Origin of the sequence: Escherichia sp. MOD1-EC6098 (genome assembly GCF_002965865.1) — a bacterium.
GTDB lineage: Bacteria > Pseudomonadota > Gammaproteobacteria > Enterobacterales > Enterobacteriaceae > Escherichia > Escherichia marmotae.
This window is the reverse complement of the sequence record NZ_PTSN01000002.1, coordinates 239,411-258,699: the sequence shown is the minus strand read 5'-3', so window position 1 is coordinate 258,699 and position 19,289 is coordinate 239,411. Positions and strand designations below refer to the sequence as shown.

At 52.7% G+C, this 19,289-nt stretch carries 21 protein-coding genes; 13 read left to right on the top strand and 8 right to left on the bottom strand.

Annotation, left to right across the window (positions count from 1 at the left end; translation table 11 throughout):
- The first annotated feature begins 45 nt into the window (after nucleotides 1–45).
- From rbfA to mtr, 8 genes are all read left to right on the top strand, one after another.
- The gene (rbfA, locus tag C0K55_RS04040; protein WP_001040205.1) at nucleotides 46–447 is read left to right on the top strand and encodes a 30S ribosome-binding factor RbfA; all 402 of its coding nucleotides are present in this window, start codon (nucleotides 46–48) and stop codon (nucleotides 445–447) included.
- Complete coding sequence (gene truB, locus C0K55_RS04035; protein ID WP_105266166.1) at nucleotides 447–1,391, top strand: tRNA pseudouridine(55) synthase TruB; 945 nt, start codon at nucleotides 447–449, stop codon at nucleotides 1,389–1,391. Before rbfA ends, truB begins: the two co-directional genes overlap by 1 nt.
- A 148-nt stretch (nucleotides 1,392–1,539) precedes the next feature.
- A complete protein-coding gene (rpsO, locus tag C0K55_RS04030; protein ID WP_000059469.1) occupies nucleotides 1,540–1,809 on the top strand; it encodes a 30S ribosomal protein S15 in 270 nt (89 codons plus the stop codon).
- 247 nt (nucleotides 1,810–2,056) lie between these two features.
- Nucleotides 2,057–4,192, top strand: coding sequence for a polyribonucleotide nucleotidyltransferase (gene pnp, locus C0K55_RS04025; RefSeq protein ID WP_000933928.1), 2,136 nt, complete (start codon nucleotides 2,057–2,059; stop codon nucleotides 4,190–4,192).
- Between the two features lie 108 nt (nucleotides 4,193–4,300).
- Nucleotides 4,301–5,185: a lipoprotein NlpI gene (nlpI, locus tag C0K55_RS04020; protein WP_000802080.1), complete on the top strand. Its 885-nt coding sequence runs from the start codon at nucleotides 4,301–4,303 to the stop codon at nucleotides 5,183–5,185.
- A 106-nt stretch (nucleotides 5,186–5,291) separates the two neighbouring features.
- Nucleotides 5,292–5,372 (top strand): protein YrbN, encoded by an 81-nt coding sequence (gene yrbN, locus C0K55_RS04015; protein ID WP_010723222.1) that lies wholly within the window; start codon nucleotides 5,292–5,294, stop codon nucleotides 5,370–5,372.
- A complete protein-coding gene (gene deaD, locus C0K55_RS04010; RefSeq protein WP_010379192.1) occupies nucleotides 5,365–7,248 on the top strand; it encodes an ATP-dependent RNA helicase DeaD in 1,884 nt (627 codons plus the stop codon). Before yrbN ends, deaD begins: the two co-directional genes overlap by 8 nt.
- A gap of 154 nt (nucleotides 7,249–7,402) precedes the next feature.
- Nucleotides 7,403–8,647, top strand: a complete 1,245-nt coding sequence (gene mtr, locus C0K55_RS04005; protein WP_105266165.1) for a tryptophan permease — start codon at nucleotides 7,403–7,405, stop codon at nucleotides 8,645–8,647.
- 129 nt (nucleotides 8,648–8,776) lie between these two features.
- Here mtr and C0K55_RS04000 read toward each other — a convergent pair whose 3' ends face one another.
- From C0K55_RS04000 to ubiU, 3 genes are all read right to left on the bottom strand, one after another.
- On the bottom strand, nucleotides 8,777–9,784 hold the full coding sequence (locus C0K55_RS04000; protein ID WP_000130417.1) for a luciferase-like monooxygenase: 1,008 nt from the start codon (nucleotides 9,782–9,784) through the stop codon (nucleotides 8,777–8,779).
- 80 nt (nucleotides 9,785–9,864) lie between these two features.
- On the bottom strand, nucleotides 9,865–10,743 hold the full coding sequence (locus C0K55_RS03995; protein ID WP_001517156.1) for a U32 family peptidase: 879 nt from the start codon (nucleotides 10,741–10,743) through the stop codon (nucleotides 9,865–9,867).
- Between the two features lie 8 nt (nucleotides 10,744–10,751).
- On the bottom strand, nucleotides 10,752–11,747 hold the full coding sequence (gene ubiU, locus C0K55_RS03990) for a ubiquinone anaerobic biosynthesis protein UbiU (protein WP_001517155.1): 996 nt from the start codon (nucleotides 11,745–11,747) through the stop codon (nucleotides 10,752–10,754).
- A gap of 208 nt (nucleotides 11,748–11,955) precedes the next feature.
- Between ubiU and ubiT the strand changes: the two genes are divergently transcribed.
- Both ubiT and C0K55_RS03980 read left to right on the top strand, forming a co-directional pair.
- Nucleotides 11,956–12,480 (top strand): ubiquinone anaerobic biosynthesis accessory factor UbiT, encoded by a 525-nt coding sequence (gene ubiT / locus C0K55_RS03985; protein WP_001517154.1) that lies wholly within the window; start codon nucleotides 11,956–11,958, stop codon nucleotides 12,478–12,480.
- Nucleotides 12,474–12,977 (top strand): GNAT family N-acetyltransferase, encoded by a 504-nt coding sequence (locus tag C0K55_RS03980; RefSeq protein ID WP_105266164.1) that lies wholly within the window; start codon nucleotides 12,474–12,476, stop codon nucleotides 12,975–12,977. Before ubiT ends, C0K55_RS03980 begins: the two co-directional genes overlap by 7 nt.
- On the opposite strand, the gene yhbQ is transcribed toward C0K55_RS03980, so the two are convergent.
- Nucleotides 12,964–13,266, bottom strand: coding sequence for a DNA damage response exodeoxyribonuclease YhbQ (gene yhbQ, locus C0K55_RS03975; protein WP_000189335.1), 303 nt, complete (start codon nucleotides 13,264–13,266; stop codon nucleotides 12,964–12,966). The genes C0K55_RS03980 and yhbQ overlap by 14 nt on opposite strands.
- A 50-nt stretch (nucleotides 13,267–13,316) precedes the next feature.
- Here yhbQ and C0K55_RS03970 point away from each other — a divergent pair, with 50 nt between their 5' ends.
- From C0K55_RS03970 to C0K55_RS03960, 3 genes are all read left to right on the top strand, one after another.
- Nucleotides 13,317–13,739, top strand: a complete 423-nt coding sequence (locus C0K55_RS03970; RefSeq protein ID WP_105266163.1) for a YhbP family protein — start codon at nucleotides 13,317–13,319, stop codon at nucleotides 13,737–13,739.
- Between the two features lie 42 nt (nucleotides 13,740–13,781).
- Nucleotides 13,782–14,417, top strand: a complete 636-nt coding sequence (locus C0K55_RS03965; RefSeq protein WP_001517153.1) for an NAD(P)H-binding protein — start codon at nucleotides 13,782–13,784, stop codon at nucleotides 14,415–14,417.
- A 72-nt stretch (nucleotides 14,418–14,489) separates the two neighbouring features.
- Entirely contained in the window at nucleotides 14,490–15,530 is a 1,041-nt protein-coding gene (locus tag C0K55_RS03960) for a permease (protein ID WP_001517152.1), read from the top strand.
- A gap of 112 nt (nucleotides 15,531–15,642) precedes the next feature.
- Here the strand turns inward: C0K55_RS03960 and dolP are convergent, their stop codons facing one another.
- Genes dolP through lpoA form a run of 4 tightly spaced genes read right to left on the bottom strand, consistent with a single transcriptional unit; the run spans nucleotide 15,643 to nucleotide 19,227 of the window.
- The gene (dolP, locus tag C0K55_RS03955) at nucleotides 15,643–16,218 is read right to left on the bottom strand and encodes a division/outer membrane stress-associated lipid-binding lipoprotein (protein ID WP_000646038.1); all 576 of its coding nucleotides are present in this window, start codon (nucleotides 16,216–16,218) and stop codon (nucleotides 15,643–15,645) included.
- A 9-nt stretch (nucleotides 16,219–16,227) separates the two neighbouring features.
- Complete coding sequence (gene diaA, locus C0K55_RS03950; RefSeq protein ID WP_000893477.1) at nucleotides 16,228–16,818, bottom strand: DnaA initiator-associating protein DiaA; 591 nt, start codon at nucleotides 16,816–16,818, stop codon at nucleotides 16,228–16,230.
- A gap of 19 nt (nucleotides 16,819–16,837) precedes the next feature.
- Nucleotides 16,838–17,233, bottom strand: a complete 396-nt coding sequence (locus tag C0K55_RS03945; protein WP_000246845.1) for a YraN family protein — start codon at nucleotides 17,231–17,233, stop codon at nucleotides 16,838–16,840.
- Nucleotides 17,191–19,227: a penicillin-binding protein activator LpoA gene (lpoA, locus tag C0K55_RS03940; RefSeq protein WP_105266162.1), complete on the bottom strand. Its 2,037-nt coding sequence runs from the start codon at nucleotides 19,225–19,227 to the stop codon at nucleotides 17,191–17,193. Before lpoA ends, C0K55_RS03945 begins: the two co-directional genes overlap by 43 nt.
- Between the last annotated feature and the right edge of the window lie 62 nt (nucleotides 19,228–19,289).

Here is a 19,289-nt window from a genome sequence, read left to right as displayed (position 1 = left end):
TTTAAAAAGGGGCTTATGGCCCCTTTTTTGTCAGGAGAATTTATTATGGCGAAAGAATTTGGTCGCCCGCAGCGCGTAGCGCAGGAAATGCAAAAAGAGATCGCTCTCATCCTGCAACGCGAAATTAAAGATCCTCGTCTGGGCATGATGACCACCGTTTCCGGTGTCGAGATGTCTCGTGACCTGGCCTATGCCAAAGTGTATGTAACTTTCCTCAACGACAAAGATGAAGATGCGGTAAAAGCGGGCATCAAAGCGTTGCAGGAAGCCTCCGGCTTTATCCGCAGCCTGCTTGGTAAAGCGATGCGCCTGCGTATCGTGCCGGAACTGACCTTCTTCTACGACAACTCACTGGTTGAAGGGATGCGTATGTCAAACCTGGTGACCAGTGTGGTTAAGCATGACGAAGAACGTCGTGTTAATCCGGACGACAGCAAGGAGGACTAATGAGTCGTCCTCGTCGTCGCGGCCGCGACATTAACGGCGTTTTGTTGCTGGATAAACCGCAGGGTATGTCCAGCAACGATGCGCTGCAAAAAGTGAAACGCATTTATAACGCCAATCGTGCTGGACATACCGGCGCGCTGGACCCGCTGGCGACCGGCATGTTGCCGATTTGTCTCGGGGAAGCGACGAAGTTTTCCCAGTATCTGCTGGACTCTGATAAACGTTATCGGGTGATTGCGCGTCTTGGACAGCGTACTGATACTTCTGACGCAGACGGACAAATCGTTGAGGAGCGCCCGGTAACCTTTAGTGCAGAGCAACTGGCGGCGGCACTCGATTCATTCCGTGGCGATATTGAACAAATCCCTTCGATGTATTCTGCGCTGAAATATCAGGGTAAAAAACTGTACGAGTACGCGCGTCAGGGCATTGAAGTGCCTCGTGAAGCACGACCGATTACCGTTTATGAGTTGCTGTTTATTCGTCACGAAGGCAATGAACTGGAGCTGGAAATTCATTGCTCAAAAGGCACCTATATCCGCACCATCATTGATGACCTGGGTGAAAAACTTGGCTGTGGCGCACATGTGATTTATCTGCGCCGTCTGGCTGTAAGCAAATATCCGGTTGAACGAATGGTGACTATGGAACATCTGCGTGAACTTGTCGAGCAAGCCGAACAGCAGGGTATTTCGGCGGCACAATTACTTGATCCATTACTGATGCCAATGGACAGTCCAGCTTCGGACTACCCGGTGGTGAATCTTCCGCTAACGTCTTCTGTTTACTTCAAAAATGGTAACCCGGTTCGTACATCCGGTGCGCCACTGGAAGGACTGGTTCGTGTTACAGAAGGTGAAAACGGTAAGTTTATCGGTATGGGCGAAATTGACGATGAAGGCCGCGTTGCGCCTCGTCGCCTGGTGGTTGAATACCCGGCGTAATGCTATCCATCTTGCGATAACAGGTCGCTACGAGTAGAATACTGCCGCTTAACGTCGCGTAAATTGTTTAACACTTTACGTAACGTACACTGGGATCGCTGAATTAGAGATCGGCGTCCTTTCATTCTATATACTTTGGAGTTTTAAAATGTCTCTAAGTACTGAAGCAACAGCTAAAATCGTTTCTGAGTTTGGTCGTGGTGCAAACGACACCGGTTCTACCGAAGTTCAGGTAGCACTGCTGACTGCACAGATTAACCACCTGCAGGGCCACTTTGCAGAGCACAAAAAAGATCACCACAGCCGTCGTGGTCTGCTGCGCATGGTTTCTCAGCGTCGTAAACTGCTCGACTACCTGAAACGTAAAGACGTAGCGCGTTACACCCAGCTCATCGAGCGCCTGGGTCTGCGTCGCTAATTCTTGCGAGTTTCAGAAAAGGGGGCCTGAGTGGCCCCTTTTTTCAAGCTGATGGCAGCAATTCACTGGAAACTAATGTATTGTTGCTATGAATGATCTTCCGTTGCAGAGGTTCGCGCGGCTAATGAGAGGCTTTACCCACATCAGGCTGGGTTAGGGTTGTCATTAGTCGCGAGGATGCGCAGAAGATCGGGTATTAACACCAGTGCCGTTAAGGTGCTGTCTAAGAAAGAGAAAGGATATTACATTGCTTAATCCGATCGTTCGTAAATTCCAGTACGGCCAACATACCGTTACACTGGAAACTGGCATGATGGCGCGTCAAGCCACTGCCGCAGTTATGGTTAGCATGGATGACACCGCGGTATTCGTTACCGTTGTTGGCCAGAAAAAAGCCAAACCAGGTCAGGACTTCTTCCCTCTGACCGTTAACTATCAGGAGCGTACCTACGCTGCTGGTCGTATCCCGGGTAGCTTCTTCCGTCGTGAAGGCCGTCCAAGCGAAGGCGAAACCCTGATCGCGCGTCTGATTGACCGCCCGATTCGCCCGCTGTTCCCGGAAGGCTTCGTCAACGAAGTTCAGGTTATCGCCACCGTGGTTTCTGTTAACCCGCAGGTTAACCCGGATATCGTTGCGATGATTGGTGCTTCCGCAGCACTGTCTCTGTCTGGTATCCCGTTCAATGGTCCGATTGGTGCTGCTCGCGTGGGTTACATCAATGACCAGTATGTACTGAACCCAACTCAGGATGAGCTGAAAGAGAGCAAACTGGATCTGGTTGTTGCCGGTACTGAAGCCGCTGTGCTGATGGTTGAATCTGAAGCAGAACTGCTGAGCGAAGACGTCATGTTGGGCGCAGTGGTGTTCGGTCATGAACAGCAGCAGGTTGTTATTCAGAACATCAATGAACTGGTGAAAGAAGCCGGTAAACCGCGTTGGGACTGGCAGCCGGAGCCGGTAAACGAAGCGCTGAACGCGCGCGTTGCTGCACTGGCTGAAGCTCGTCTGAGCGATGCTTACCGCATCACCGACAAACAAGAGCGTTATGCACAGGTTGATGTCATCAAATCTGAAACCATCGCTACGCTGCTTGCTGAAGACGAAACCCTGGACGAAAACGAACTGGGTGAAATTCTGCACGCTATCGAGAAAAACGTTGTTCGTAGCCGCGTACTGGCAGGCGAACCGCGTATCGACGGTCGTGAAAAAGATATGATCCGTGGTCTGGATGTGCGCACAGGCGTGCTGCCGCGTACTCACGGTTCTGCGCTGTTTACCCGTGGTGAAACTCAGGCGCTGGTTACCGCAACACTGGGTACTGCACGTGACGCACAGGTTCTTGATGAACTGATGGGCGAACGTACTGACACCTTCCTGTTCCACTACAACTTCCCTCCGTACTCCGTAGGCGAAACCGGCATGGTCGGTTCTCCGAAGCGTCGTGAAATTGGTCACGGTCGTCTGGCGAAGCGCGGCGTGCTGGCAGTAATGCCGGATATGGACAAATTCCCGTACACCGTACGTGTTGTGTCTGAAATCACCGAATCCAACGGTTCTTCTTCTATGGCTTCTGTGTGCGGTGCGTCTCTGGCGCTGATGGACGCAGGTGTGCCAATCAAAGCCGCTGTTGCGGGTATCGCAATGGGGCTGGTGAAAGAAGGCGACAACTACGTTGTACTGTCTGACATTCTGGGTGACGAAGACCACCTGGGCGATATGGACTTCAAAGTTGCGGGTTCCCGTGACGGTATCTCTGCACTGCAGATGGATATCAAAATTGAAGGTATTACCAAAGAGATCATGCAGGTTGCGCTGAACCAGGCTAAAGGTGCGCGTCTGCACATCCTGGGCGTAATGGAACAGGCGATCAACGCGCCGCGTGGCGATATCTCTGAGTTCGCTCCGCGTATCCATACCATTAAGATTAACCCGGACAAGATTAAAGACGTTATCGGTAAAGGCGGTTCTGTAATCCGTGCTCTGACTGAAGAAACCGGCACCACTATCGAAATCGAAGATGACGGTACTGTGAAGATCGCCGCGACCGACGGCGAGAAAGCAAAACACGCTATTCGTCGTATCGAAGAGATCACTGCAGAAATCGAAGTGGGTCGCGTCTACAATGGTAAAGTGACCCGTATCGTTGACTTTGGCGCATTTGTTGCCATCGGCGGCGGTAAAGAAGGTCTGGTACACATCTCTCAAATCGCTGACAAGCGTGTTGAGAAAGTGACTGATTACCTGCAGATGGGTCAGGAAGTTCCGGTAAAAGTTCTGGAAGTTGATCGCCAGGGCCGTATCCGTCTGAGCATTAAAGAAGCGACTGAGCAGTCTCAACCTGCTGTAGCACCGGAAGCTCCGGCTGCTGAACAGGGCGAGTAAGGTTGCCATTTGCCCTCCGCGTTGACGGGGGGCTTTTAACCGGGCAGGACGCCTTGTTAGCAACCGGGAACAGGACGTTCATTCAACCGTGGTCTTCGGGAGTGGGAAATGAAGCCTTTTTTGCGCTGGTGTTTCGTTGCGACAGCACTTACGCTTGCAGGATGCAGTAATACTTCCTGGCGTAAAAGTGAAGTCCTCGCAGTACCATTGCAACCGACTTTACAGCAGGAAGTGATTCTGGCACGTATGGAACAGATCCTTGCCAGTCGGGCTTTAACCGATGACGAACGCGCGCAGCTTTTATATGAGCGCGGAGTGTTGTATGATAGTCTCGGTCTGAGGGCATTAGCGCGTAACGATTTTTCGCAAGCGCTGGCAATCCGACCGGATATGCCTGAAGTATTCAATTACTTAGGCATATATTTAACGCAGGCAGGCAATTTTGATGCTGCCTATGAAGCGTTTGATTCTGTACTTGAGCTTGATCCAACTTACAACTACGCGCACTTGAATCGCGGGATCGCATTATATTACGGCGGTCGTGACAAGTTAGCGCAAGATGATCTGCTGGCGTTTTATCAAGACGATCCCAATGATCCTTTCCGTAGTCTGTGGCTTTATCTCGCTGAGCAGAAGCTCGATGAGAAGCAGGCTAAAGAAGTGTTGAAACAGCACTTCGAAAAATCGGACAAGGAACAGTGGGGATGGAACATTGTCGAGTTCTACCTGGGCAACATTAGCGAACAAACGTTAATGGAAAGGCTCAAGGCGGACGCAACGGATAACACCTCGCTCGCTGAGCATCTCAGTGAAACCAACTTCTATTTAGGTAAGTACTACCTAAGTCTGGGGGATTTGGACAGCGCCACGGCACTGTTCAAACTGGCGGTTGCCAACAACGTTCATAACTTTGTTGAGCACCGATACGCATTGTTGGAATTATCGCTCCTGGGCCAGGACCAAGATGACCTGGCAGAATCGGACCAGCAATAGCTGACGTACACATCAGCCCGTAATCTTATTTGATTGCCATCACCTTAACGGGTGAGGGCGTTGTTGTTCGTTAATACACCTACTTTGAGCCGGTTCACACTTTTCAATGAAAATTGCTGATCAATTTCATGATGAGTTATGTAGACTGGCCGCCATTAATTTTGAGGCACACGTACTACATGGCTGAATTCGAAACCACTTTTGCAGATCTGGGCCTGAAGGCTCCTATCCTTGAAGCCCTTAACGATCTGGGTTACGAAAAACCATCTCCAATTCAGGCAGAGTGTATCCCACATCTGCTGAATGGCCGCGACGTTCTGGGTATGGCCCAGACGGGGAGCGGAAAAACTGCAGCATTCTCTTTACCTCTGCTGCAAAATCTTGATCCTGAGCTGAAAGCACCACAGATTCTGGTGTTGGCACCGACCCGCGAACTGGCGGTACAGGTTGCTGAAGCAATGACGGATTTCTCTAAACACATGCGCGGCGTAAACGTGGTTGCCCTTTACGGCGGCCAGCGTTATGACGTGCAATTACGTGCCCTGCGTCAGGGGCCGCAGATCGTTGTCGGTACTCCGGGCCGTCTGCTGGACCACCTGAAACGTGGCACTCTGGATCTCTCTAAACTGAGCGGTCTGGTTCTGGATGAAGCTGACGAAATGCTGCGCATGGGCTTCATCGAAGACGTTGAAACCATTATGGCGCAGATCCCGGAAGGTCATCAGACCGCTCTGTTCTCTGCAACCATGCCGGAAGCGATTCGTCGCATTACCCGCCGCTTTATGAAAGAGCCGCAGGAAGTGCGCATTCAGTCCAGCGTGACTACCCGCCCTGACATCAGCCAGAGCTACTGGACTGTCTGGGGTATGCGCAAAAACGAAGCGCTGGTACGTTTCCTTGAAGCGGAAGATTTTGATGCGGCGATTATCTTCGTTCGTACCAAAAACGCGACTCTGGAAGTGGCTGAAGCCCTTGAGCGCAGCGGTTACAATAGTGCTGCCCTGAACGGTGACATGAACCAGGCACTGCGTGAGCAGACTCTGGAACGTCTGAAAGATGGTCGTCTGGATATCCTGATCGCGACCGACGTTGCGGCCCGTGGCCTGGACGTTGAGCGTATCAGCCTGGTGGTTAACTACGATATCCCGATGGATTCCGAGTCTTACGTTCACCGTATCGGTCGTACCGGTCGTGCGGGTCGTGCGGGTCGTGCGCTGCTGTTCGTTGAGAACCGCGAGCGTCGTCTGCTGCGCAACATTGAACGTACTATGAAACTGACCATTCCAGAAGTAGAACTGCCGAACGCAGAACTGCTGGGCAAACGCCGTCTGGAAAAATTTGCTGCTAAAGTACAGCAGCAACTGGAAAGCAGCGATCTGGATCAATACCGTGCACTGCTGAGCAAAATTCAGCCGACTGCAGAAGGTGAAGAGCTGGATCTCGAAACTCTGGCTGCCGCACTGCTGAAAATGGCACAGGGCGAACGTACTCTGATCGTGCCGCCAGATGCGCCGATGCGTCCGAAACGTGAGTTCCGTGACCGTGATGATCGTGGTCCGCGCGATCGTAACGACCGTGGCCCGCGTGGTGACCGTGAAGATCGTCCGCGTCGTGAACGTCGCGATGTTGGCGATATGCAGTTGTACCGCATTGAGGTGGGTCGTGATGATGGCGTTGAAGTTCGTCATATCGTTGGCGCAATTGCTAACGAAGGTGACATCAGCAGCCGTTACATCGGTAACATCAAGCTGTTTGCTTCTCACTCCACCATCGAATTGCCGAAAGGTATGCCGGGTGAAGTGCTGCAACACTTTACGCGTACCCGCATCCTCAACAAGCCGATGAACATGCAACTGCTGGGCGATGCACAGCCGCAAACTGAACGTCGTGGTGGTGGTCGTGGTGTCGGTGGCGAGCGTCGTGAAGGCGGTCGCAACTTCAGCGGTGAACGCCGTGAAGGTGGTCGTGGTGATGGTCGTCGCTTCAGTGGCGAACGTCGCGAAGGCCGTGCACCGCGTCGTGAAGAGTCTACCGGTCGTCGTCGTTTCGGTGGCGATGCGTAATTCGCGCTGATCAGCGAATACATTCTGTAAAATAATATATACAGCCCTAATCATATCGATTGGGGCTTTTTTTTATTTCTTTTGTACTCGCGTACTGGTACAGTGCAACACATAACAACGCAGTCGCACTATTTTTCACTGGAGAGAAGCCCTTATGGCAACACTAACCACCACCCAAACGTCACCGTCGCTGCTTGGCGGCGTGGTGATTATCGGCGGCACCATTATTGGCGCAGGGATGTTCTCCTTGCCCGTGGTCATGTCCGGGGCGTGGTTTTTCTGGTCAATGGCGGCGCTAATCTTCACCTGGTTTTGTATGCTGCATTCCGGATTGATGATTTTGGAAGCTAACCTGAATTATCGAATCGGTTCGAGCTTTGATACCATCACCAAAGATTTGCTGGGCAAAGGCTGGAATGTCGTCAACGGTATCTCTATTGCCTTTGTGCTCTACATTCTGACCTACGCCTATATTTCTGCCAGCGGTTCTATTTTGCATCACACCTTCGCGGAGATGTCGCTGAATGTTCCGGCCAGAGCGGCAGGTTTTGGTTTTGCACTGTTGGTGGCGTTTGTGGTGTGGTTGAGCACCAAAGCAGTCAGCCGTATGACGGCGATTGTGTTGGGAGCGAAAGTTATTACATTCTTCCTCACCTTCGGTAGCTTGCTGGGGCATGTGCAGCCTGCGACATTGTTCAACGTTGCGGAAAGCAATGCGTCTTATGCACCGTATCTGCTGATGACACTACCGTTCTGTCTGGCGTCGTTTGGTTATCACGGCAACGTACCAAGCCTGATGAAGTATTACGGCAAAGACCCGAAAACCATTGTGAAATGTCTGGTGTACGGTACGTTGATGGCGCTGGCGCTGTATACCATCTGGTTGCTGGCGACGATGGGCAACATTCCGCGTCCGGAGTTTATTGGCATTGCAGAGAAGGGCGGAAATATTGATGTGCTGGTGCAGGCATTAAGCGGTGTGCTGAACAGTCGTAGTCTGGATCTGCTGCTGGTAGTGTTCTCAAACTTTGCGGTAGCGAGTTCGTTCCTCGGCGTAACGCTGGGCCTGTTCGACTATCTGGCGGATCTGTTTGGCTTTGATGATTCGGCATTGGGGCGCTTTAAAACGGCACTGTTGACCTTTGCGCCACCTGTCGTTGGTGGCCTGCTGTTCCCTAACGGATTTCTCTACGCCATTGGTTATGCTGGTTTAGCTGCTACCATCTGGGCGGCAATTGTTCCGGCTCTGCTGGCCCGCGCATCGCGTAAACGCTTTAGCAGCCCGAAATTCCGCGTCTGGGGCGGCAAACCGATGATCGTTCTGATTCTGCTATTTGGTATTGGCAATGCATTGATCCATATTTTATCGAGCTTTAATTTGCTGCCGGTGTATCAGTAATCATCTGTGCCTTATCCGACATTTCTGCTGCCTGCACAATGCCTGATGCGCTTCGGTTATCAGGTCTACGTAGGGCGGCGTTGCCAGGTCGGATAAGGCTTCCCGCCGTATCCGACAAAATAAAACACACTATCCCAGTAAATCTTCCTTCACATCCATCGCCAGTTCAAACGAATGCAGCCGCGCCTGGTGGTCGAAAATCTGCCCGTTAACCATAATCTCATCAGCGTCGGTTTCGCGCAGGATCGACTGTAAACCGTGACGCACTTTCGCTTTATCGCCCACCAGCGACATACTCAGCGCCTGCTGCACGCCATACTGCTCGGGCGGCGACCAGAACTGATCCATATTCTGAATCGGTGGTGGCAGTTGCCCGGTTTCACCGCGGCGTAGCTTCACAAAGGCTTGCTGCATCGAGGTAAACAGGAATTCAGCGTCGCGGTTGCTATCAGCGGCGATGATATTGATACACACCATTACGTACGGTTTCTCCAGTCGTGCGGAGGGTTTAAAGTTGCTGCGATAAAGTTGTAGTGCCTGGAACAGCATATCCGGCGCGAAGTGTGAGGCAAATGCAAACGGCAGGCCGAGCTGCGCCGCCAGTTGTGCGCTGTAAAGGCTGGAGCCTAATAACCACACCGGGATTTTCTCGCCATAGCCTGGCACCGGGCGTACATGTGGATTGGGATCACGAGCGTCAAACCAGTCCACCAGCTCAGCAACATCGCGGGGGAAATTATCAATATCACCACTCATATGGCGACGCAGCGCCATCATTGTCCGCTGATCGCTACCTGGAGCACGACCCAGCCCCAAATCGATTCGACCCGGATAGAGCGTATTGAGTGTGCCGAACTGTTCTGCAATTACCAACGGTGAATGGTTAGGTAACATCACGCCGCCGGAACCCAGATGCAACGTGGTGGTATTCGCTGCCAGATAGCCAATCAACACCGATGTCGCCGCACTGGCAATGCCGGTCATATTGTGATGTTCCGCCAGCCAGTAGCGATGATAGCCGCGCTTTTCAGCCAGACGAGCCAGGTCCAGAGAGTGGGAGAACGCTTCTCGCGCCGTTGAACCTTCGGGGATGGGGGCCAGATCGAGTAGCGAAAACGGAATGGTTTTATCAGTCATAACAGCTCACTTTGTTACCGATTAATCTTTAATACTGCATTAAAGAGTAGTTAAAGTTGTTAACAAAGTGAGCTATTTACTTACGCTTGCAGTTCCAGCCCTGCCAGCCGTTTCCAGTAACCGTTGCAGTCGCTATTAGCCGTTAACGGCAGCGGCGCAGCGCCATTTTCATTGGCGCGGAAGGCGTCGAGCATAGCAAAAGTGTCTGTGCCCTGCGGTGACAGGCGAACCACATCGACCAGCCCCTGCATTGACGCCAGCTCGTTACCGAGGTTGTAAACATAGCCGCTCATGGTCTGAATGCCGTTGAGCACAAACACCTGCTGATCTTCCTGTGACAGCACGTTGCGCCCGTTCGGATATTTAATGCAGCAGGTTTCGCACTCATCTTTCGGGCGATCCTCCGAGCGTGCGGTGAAGCAGCGGGCTGAGTACGCCAGCGGCAGATGGCCGTAGCTCAAGACTTCCACTTCAAACTGGTTGCGAATACCCAGTTCATCACACTGATTGAGCAGATTCACCAGCCAGTCGCGGGAAAGTTCTACCGGCATACACCAGCGCATCATGCCCTGTTTGAGCAATATTTTCAGCGTCACTGCGTTGTAGCAGTTCAGCGCATGCCCGGCGACGAACGGGAGTTTGCGTTCGGCGCACATATTCACCACGCCGAGATCGCTGGCTTCAATCAGAAACTCGCCGTTCTCAACATAGCGTTTCAGTTCGCCCAGCTCGGAAGAGGCCTGTACCAGCGCCAGCGTGGAGAGCACAATCTGCTTGCCACTTCCGGCGAGCGATTTTGCCATCTCCAGCCAGTCGCCAACTTTCGTTGCCCGACGCTTGCTGCATACCGCTTCACCAAGATAAATCACGTCGGCGCTGCTGGTGGCGGCCTGCTGATAAAATTCTTCCAGCGTCTCTTTTGGCCAGTACCACAGCACTGGCCCTAAGGAATATTTCATTGCTTTTCTCACTGCCATTTACGGTGATATGCGCCAAGGGTGGTTTGCGTGCCTTCGGACATCGACCCGAGCGTCTCCATCCACGCGTTTTGTGGCACGAAGTTTTGCGGATCGGCCTTACAACGGTCGATAGCCTGACGCCAGACTTTCGCCACCTGGCTGACATACGCCGGGCTACGCTGGCGGCCTTCGATTTTCACCGAAGCAATATTCGCCGCCATTAGCTCAGGCAGCAGTTCCAGGGTATTGAGACTGGTTGGTTCTTCCAGTGCGTGATAGCGCTCGCCGTCCACCAGATAACGCCCTTTACACAGCGTCGGATAACCTGCGTTTTCGCCGTCCTGATAACGGTCGATCAGCACCTCGTTAAGGCGGGATTCCAGCCCCTGCGGCGTTTGTTGCCAGCGCACGAAGCGGGCAGGAGAACACGCACCCACGGTGTTGGGCGACTCACCGGTCAGATACGACGACAGATAGCAACGTCCTTCCGACATAATGCACAGGCTGCCGAAAGCAAAGACCTCCAGCGGAACTGGCGTGACCCGTGCCAGTTGTTTCACCTGGTGAATCGACAGTACGCGTGGTAGCACCACGCGGGCGACATCAAAATGGCGATGATAAAAGTTAATTGCCTCTTCATTGGTCGCTGAAGCCTGCACCGACACGTGACGTTCAATATGTGGGTAACGCTCGGCGGCGTACTCCAGCATGGCAAGATCGGCAAGGATCAGCGCGTCGGCACCCAGTTGTGCCGCCATATCCACGGCACGTTGCCAGCGGGCGTAGCCGTCCGGGTGCGCAAAAGTGTTAATCGCGATGTGAAGTTTGCGGCGATGTTGATGGACAAAACTCACCGCTTCCTGCAATTTTTTCTCGGTAAAGTTAAGGCCGGCGAAGTGACGGGCATTGGTATCATCTTTTAGCCCGATATAAACAGCATCTGCGCCGTTTTCGATGGCCGCCTTAAGCGCCGGGAGATTTCCGGCAGGGCAGAGCAGCTCCATAATTTTTCCTGAAGGTTGCGCTATCAAAACGCAAAAATGTTAACGAACTGGGATTTTAGTTAACCTTGCTGCGACAATTTTTGATTTAAGGCAGTTAAAGTTGTATTGGTGGTAGCAGCAATTTCATATGGAATTGTTGATTTATACCGCTATGTTATTTTCCTGATATGGCAAAATAGGATGATTGTTGAAACAGGGAGTAAAACTCGTGTTGGATAAACTGCGTTCCCGTATTGTGCATTTGGGGCCATCTCTGTTGAGTGTACCGGTAAAACTGACGCCATTTGCGCTAAAACGCCAGGTTCTTGAGCAAGTCTTAAGCTGGCAATTCCGCCAGGCGCTGGACGATGGCGAGCTGGAGTTCCTTGAAGGCCGCTGGTTAAGTATTCATGTGCGTGATATTGACCTGCAATGGTTTACCTCGGTGGTGAATGGCAAACTGGTCGTTAGCCAGAACGCGCAAGCAGACGTGAGTTTTAGTGCCGACGCCAGCGATTTGCTGATGATCGCAGCGCGTAAACAGGATCCGGATACACTTTTCTTCCAGCGTCGGCTAGTGATTGAAGGTGATACGGAGCTGGGGCTGTATGTGAAAAACCTGATGGACGCCATTGAACTGGAGCAAATGCCAAAAGCCTTACGCATGATGCTGCTGCAACTGGCGGATTTTGTTGAGGCGGGGATGAAAACCACGCCTGAAACCAAACAGACATCGGTAGGTGAACCATGCTAATTCGAGTAGAAATTCCCATTGATGCGCCGGGTATTGATGCCCTGCTGCGTCGTTCATTCGAAAGCGATGCGGAAGCGAAGCTGGTTCACGATCTGCGTGAAGATGGCTTTCTGACGCTGGGACTGGTGGTGACAGATGACGAAGGCCAGGTCATTGGCTATGTGGCATTCAGTCCGGTAGATGTGCAGGGCGAAGACCTGCAATGGGTTGGCATGGCTCCGCTGGCGGTAGATGAAAAATATCGCGGGCAAGGGCTGGCACGCCAACTGGTCTATGAAGGACTGGATTCGCTTAATGAGTTCGGCTATGCCGCAGTGGTAACGCTGGGCGATCCGGCGCTGTACAGCCGTTTTGGCTTTGAACTGGCGGCGCATCACGATCTGCGTTGCCGCTGGCCGGGCACAGAAAGCGCCTTCCTGGTACATCGTTTAGCGGATGACGCGCTGAATGGTGTAACCGGGCTGGTTGAGTACCACGATCACTTCAATCGCTTTTAACCTCCGGGGTTTGCAGGCTACTTAATAACTCTGCAAACCCAGCGCCTTCCGCAACCAGGCATTCTTTCTGTCGTTTGGTCAGTTGCTTGACGCGATATTCCGCCCGTAATGCCAGCGAACGGTCGCCAACCGGTGCGGAAAATGCCAATGTCAGTTTGCCTTTCCCGCGCAGTGCTTTCGCCCCTTTACCGCTTTGATGCTGCTGATAGCGGCGTTCGACGTCCGTGGTGATCCCGGTATAAAGCTTATTGTCGGCGGTACGAATCAAGTAAAGGAACCAGGGTGTCATCGTCTGTGTCACATGTTAAGGTCTGGCCAACAGTATAAAAGAGAACAGAAATGGAAACACTCACCGCAATTAGCCGTTGGCTGGCAAAACAACATGTTGTCACCTGGTGCGTGCAGCAGGACGGGGAACTGTGGTGCGCCAATGCCTTTTATCTTTTTGATGCGCAGAAAGTTGCATTTTACATTTTGACGGAAGAAAAAACGCGCCATGCGCAGATGAGCGGGCCGCAGGCTCCGGTTGCCGGAACGGTAAATGGTCAGCCGAAAACGGTGGCATTAATTCGTGGCGTGCAGTTTAAAGGTGAGATCCGCAGACTGGAAGGTGAGGAAAGTGACCTCGCACGTCAGGCCTATAATCGCCGCTTCCCGATTGCCCGGACGCTGTCGGCACCGGTGTGGGAAATCCGCCTCGATGAGATAAAATTCACCGACAACACGCTGGGCTTTGGGAAAAAACTGGTCTGGCAACGGTAACCTATAGTTAAACATGAGTACATATACAGGGCCGGAGGCAATATGAGTCAGGTTTTAATTACAGGCGCAACGGGGCTGGTGGGTGGGCATCTACTGCGGATGTTGATTAATGAACCGAAAGTACAGGCTATTGCCGCGCCGACGCGACGCCCATTAGCAGATATGCCGGGAGTCTATAACCCACACGATCCACAATTGACCGACGCGCTGGCGCAGGTCACCGATCCGATAGACATTGTTTTTTGTTGCCTTGGCACCACGCGGCGGGAGGCGGGCAGTAAAGAGGCATTTATTCACGCTGATTACACGCTGGTGGTGGATACGGCATTAACCGGACGGCGGCTGGGCGCGCAGCATATGCTGGTGGTCAGTGCGATGGGGGCAAACGCGCATTCACCATTTTTTTATAACCGTGTCAAAGGGGAGATGGAAGAGGCGTTAATTGCTCAGAACTGGCCGAAACTGACCATCGCTCGCCCGTCGATGTTGCTGGGCGATCGTAACAAACAGCGGATGAACGAAACCCTTTTTGCGCCACTGTTCCGTTTGCTACCAGGGAACTGGAAATCCATTGATGCGCGAGACGTGGCGCGGGTAATGCTGGCAGAAGCGATGCGGCCAGAGCATGAAGGCGTGACCATTTTAAGCTCTTCAGAATTACGCAAAAGAGCTGAATAATTATTCCCAATAATTGATGGTGAGCGTAATATTCTCGCGCTCAATTATCATAACTTTTTCCTGGGGAATGCTATGGCTGGTCAGTCTTCATCTCAGGCGGCAACGCCCATTCAGTGGTGGAAACCCGCGCTTTTCTTTCTCGTTGTCATTGCCGGACTCTGGTATGTGAAGTGGCAACCCTACTACGGTAAGGCCTTTACCGCCGCCGAAACCCACAGCATCGGTAAATCAATCCTCGCACAGGCGGATGCCAATCCGTGGCAGGCAGCGTTGGATTACGCGATGATCTACTTTCTTGCAGTATGGAAAGCGGCGGTGCTGGGTGTGCTCCTCGGATCGTTGATTCAGGTATTGATCCCTCGTGACTGGTTGTTGCGCACGCTTGGACAATCGCGCTTTCGCGGGACGTTACTGGGAACGCTGTTTTCACTGCCTGGAATGATGTGTACCTGCTGTGCGGCACCGGTCGCGGCGGGGATGCGCCGCCAACAAGTGTCGATGGGAGGGGCGCTGGCATTCTGGATGGGGAATCCGTTGTTAAACCCAGCAACGCTGGTGTTTATGGGCTTTGTTCTCGGCTGGGGTTTTGCGGCGATTCGCCTGGTGGCGGGTCTGGTGATGGTGTTGCTGATTGCAACACTGGTACAAAAATGGGTGCGTGAGACACCGCAAACGCAGGCACCGGTCGAAATCGACATGCCAGAAGTGCAGGGCAGATTTTTTAGCCGCTGGGGCAGGGCGCTGTGGACGCTTTTCTGGAGTACGATCCCGGTTTATATCCTGGCAGTGCTGGCGTTGGGGGCTGCTCGCGTCTGGCTGTTCCCCCATGCCGATGGCGCTGTCGATAATAGCCTGATGTGGGTGATAGCGATGGCGGTAGCGGGATGCTTGTTTGTCATTCCCACGGCGGCAGAAATTCCGATTGTGCAGACGATGATGCTGGCAGGGATGGGAACCGCTCCGGCGCTGGCATTATTGATGACCCTTCCGGCGGTGAGTTTGCCGTCGTTAGTTATGCTGCGCAAAGCGTTTCCGGCGAAGGCATTATGGCTGACGGGAGCGATGGTGGCGGTATCGGGTGTTATTGTCGGCAGTCTGGCGCTGTTGTTCTGATTCGAGGGAAAACATGTCGGATGCGGCGCAAGCGCCTTATCCGACCTGTGGTTTGTGCCATTGTAGGCCTGATAAGACGCGGCAGAGTCACATCAGGCTTTACAAAGAGCTGTTATTTAATAAACGTAAATGCCGTGGTCACACGTTTCACACCACTCACCCGGCTGGCAATATCTGCCGCCGCTTTCGCCTCACGCTCAGTCACCAGCCCCATCAGGAACACTTCGCCGTTTTCGGTGGTTACTTTCACGTTAGACGATTTCACCAGGTCGCTTGCCAGCAACTGCGAGCGAACTTTAGTGGTGATCCACGTATCATTCGACGCTTCGCCCAGACCAATTGGTTGGCCCTGACGAATCTCGTTATACACTTCGTTGGCACCGTCTACGCCCATCGCAATCTGTTTTGCACGAGCCGAAAGTTCGGTGTTTGGTGACTGCCCAACCAGCAGCACTTTGCCCTGATAGGCCGTTACATTAATGCGCGCTTCTTTCTTAATTTGTTCATCTTTCGACAATGCGCTGTTAACGCGCACTTCCAGGGTGCCATCGTCCACCTGGGTGCCGACACTGCGCGGATCGGTCGCTGCTTTAGTTCCCACAGCGGCTGTACCCACTACGGCAGCAGCAACACAACCTTGCAACAGCAGTGCGGAAATAAGGACTGCGATTGGCGATAATGCCTTCATGTATTCTCCTTAATCATCCTGGTGAGGGAAAAGCGTGTTATCGATCAGATCGCACAGGCAATTTACCGTCAGCATGTGCATTTCTTGAATGCGAGCACTACGATGCGAAGGAATACGGATCTCCACGTCTTGCGGCCCTAACAACCCTGCAAGTTCACCGCCGTCATAGCCGGTTAATGCCACAATAGTCATATCACGCGTAACGGCGGCTTCAACAGCTTTAACGATATCGCGGCTGTTACCGCGAGTAGAAATGGCTAACAGCACATCTCCCGCATGTCCCAGCGCCCGTACCTGTTTTGCATATACTTCATCATGCAAGCGATCATTGGCAATCGCCGTTAAGACAACATTATCAGTATTTAGTGCAATGGCAGGTAAGCTGGGCCGCTCCGTTTCGAAACGGTTGATCATGCTGGCAGCAAAATGCTGTGCGTTGGCAGCGGAAGTCCCATTACCACAACAGAGGATTTTGTTGCCATTAAGCAGAGACTGAACCAGCGTCATGGCTGCACGGGAGATGGCATCCGGAAGCGCCTCTGCCGCCGCAATTTGAGTTTGAATGCTTTCAGTGAAGCAAGCTTTTATTCTTTCTAGCACGCTAATCCTTAAACCTTAATTATGAGTGGTCATTAAAGGCATCCTTAATCCACTCAACATCATTCCCGGTGAAGGCTACCACATCGAACCGGCAATCCACAGTATCAAAACTCCCATTATGGCGCGCGAGCCACAAGCGGGCAGTCTGTAATAATTTGTGTTGTTTGCTACGGGTCACACTGGCTGCTGCGCCGCCGTAGAGTGCAGAGCGGCGGTAACGCACCTCGACAAAAACGGTGGTCTGGCCTTCACGCATTATCAAATCGATCTCGCCGCCACGCTCGTTCACGTTGGCGGCGACAAACTGCAGTCCTTTGCCTTCCAGCCAGCGACGCGCTTGTTTTTCCCACGCATCGCCGGTCTGTTTAGTGGTTAACTGGCGGGGACTACCTGACCTTGTTGGTACTGTAGCCATGATAACTTCCTGTTAATCACGCAATCCGGGTTAGCCGTCAGACCTCCGGTATTACCGTTGATTTCAAACCCCTGAACCTGGCGCATTTGCGAGAAATGATTCGCCAGTGACCAGGCATCGACACCCATTGCATACATTCGCGCCAGCGAATAATCGTTGTTCACAGCACTGAGTGCCTGCTGCATTAATGACAGGTTACTCCCTGCCAGCATTGGGATTTCACTGTACTGTAAACCTTCCATCTCCAGGCGGAAATCAGGACCCGCGGAGCCTTGTGCGCTGCGGGAGCTGGCGTACAGCGTTGCGCCGCTCTGGCTGCCGTTACGCATGGTAATCATCGGCTTGATGAAGGCGATTTCGCCTGGCGTTGCCACAATGTATACCGCATCGACACGACCGCCATTATTGGTGAACTGGTCATCGGTTGGCGTGGTTTGCAGCGTTGGGTTGTTTGTGGTCATGCCGGAACCGGTTGTCGTTCTGGGGGTAATCGGACTCCCCGTTAAAGCGATACCTGAACCGCCGTTGACACCCGCGCGTAATTCGCTGGTAGAGCCGAATTTTTGTTGTAGAACGGTGCCGCCGCCCAGTTTCTGCCACTCTTGCGCAAACGCATTTGCTACGCGATCACCCAGCGAACTGCGCGGGATCAGCACCAGCGGCGCTTGTTTGCCCTGGTCACGAATATGACGTGCTGCATCGCGCGCTTCATCTTCCGGCGACAGCGCGAAATAACAGATGTTGGCACGGTTTTCGATATTTTCCGGCTGGTTAAGCGCCAGCACGTTCAGCGGGGTGTTGCTCTTCAGCAACTCTTCAACGTTATTTTTCAGCAGCGGGCCGACCACAATACTCGCGCCGTCCTGCTGTACCTGGTTGAGGATCTGGCTAAGCGGTTGTGAAGAAGTATCGTAGATTTTCAGTTCTGCTGACGGATTTGCTGGTGCGCTTACTGCTGCGGTGGTTGCAGTTGGGGTGTTTACAGGCACCGGCTGTGCCTCGGTTTCTTCACCCGTCAGATCGCTAACAGAGGCCTGTGCCGGGCTGGCAACGCCATCCACGGTTTGCGGTTGGGGCTGTTCTGTGACGTCCGCGGCAGGTGCGGCAGCTACCTGCGCTGCTACTGGTTGAGTACCGATATTTTTCGCCGCTTCAAATCCTTGCTGAATAGTGCGACCAAACACCGCGGCCTGACCATTCAACGGCAACAGCAGGGCGATTTTATTGGTTGGCGCTGGTTTAAACGCTTTTACGTTTACCAACTGCGTTGGCAGCATTTTCGCGCCCGGATTGTTCGGGTAACGTTTCTGCCAGTCGGCAATGCCGGCCTTCATCATGTCGGGATCGTTGCGGTTATCAAACCAGACGCGTTGCAGATCCAGCCAGCCTTGCAGGATATTTTCGTCGGCGTTGATCACCAGCGTATTCGCCTGCTCCTGAGTCATGGAGGAGAGCGCCTGCCAGGTAGCGTCAATATTTTGCTGTTTTTCTTTCGCCCCGAGCAGCGGTTCCTGAGCAATTAAAGCGCGCAATAAATCAATGGAAGGACGCCCCTGGCTGGCATCGATTTTTGCCTGCCAGTAACGTGCCTGCTGGTTTGGCTCTAAATCTACCGGAGTAATTTTAACCAGCAAGGTTTGCGCGCCAGTAAAATCTTTCTGTGCCAGTTTAATTTCTACTGCCAGCAGAGTTTTCTCGCGACGCTGGGTATCGTTCAGTTCCTGCGGCAGTTGGTTAAATAATTCTACCGCTTGCCCGGTTTTACCTTCTTTCACCAGTGCACGAATGGCGAGTAATTGCCAGTTGATCCTGGTATCATCAGAGCTTTGCTGCATCTGCTGCAGATAAAAGGCAGAATCAGCCTGCGCCGTGCCCTGCATATAGGCAGTGGACTGATCGGGGGTATGGGTGCCACAACCGGCGAAAATCAGGGCTGCCAGAACAACAGGCAGACAACGCGCGGCTTTCAAACGAGAAAATGTTGAGGGTACCATAATGTATCCAGTGATATTTTTTTTACGCAATGCTCAATATTAAATCGGCAATACGGACGACA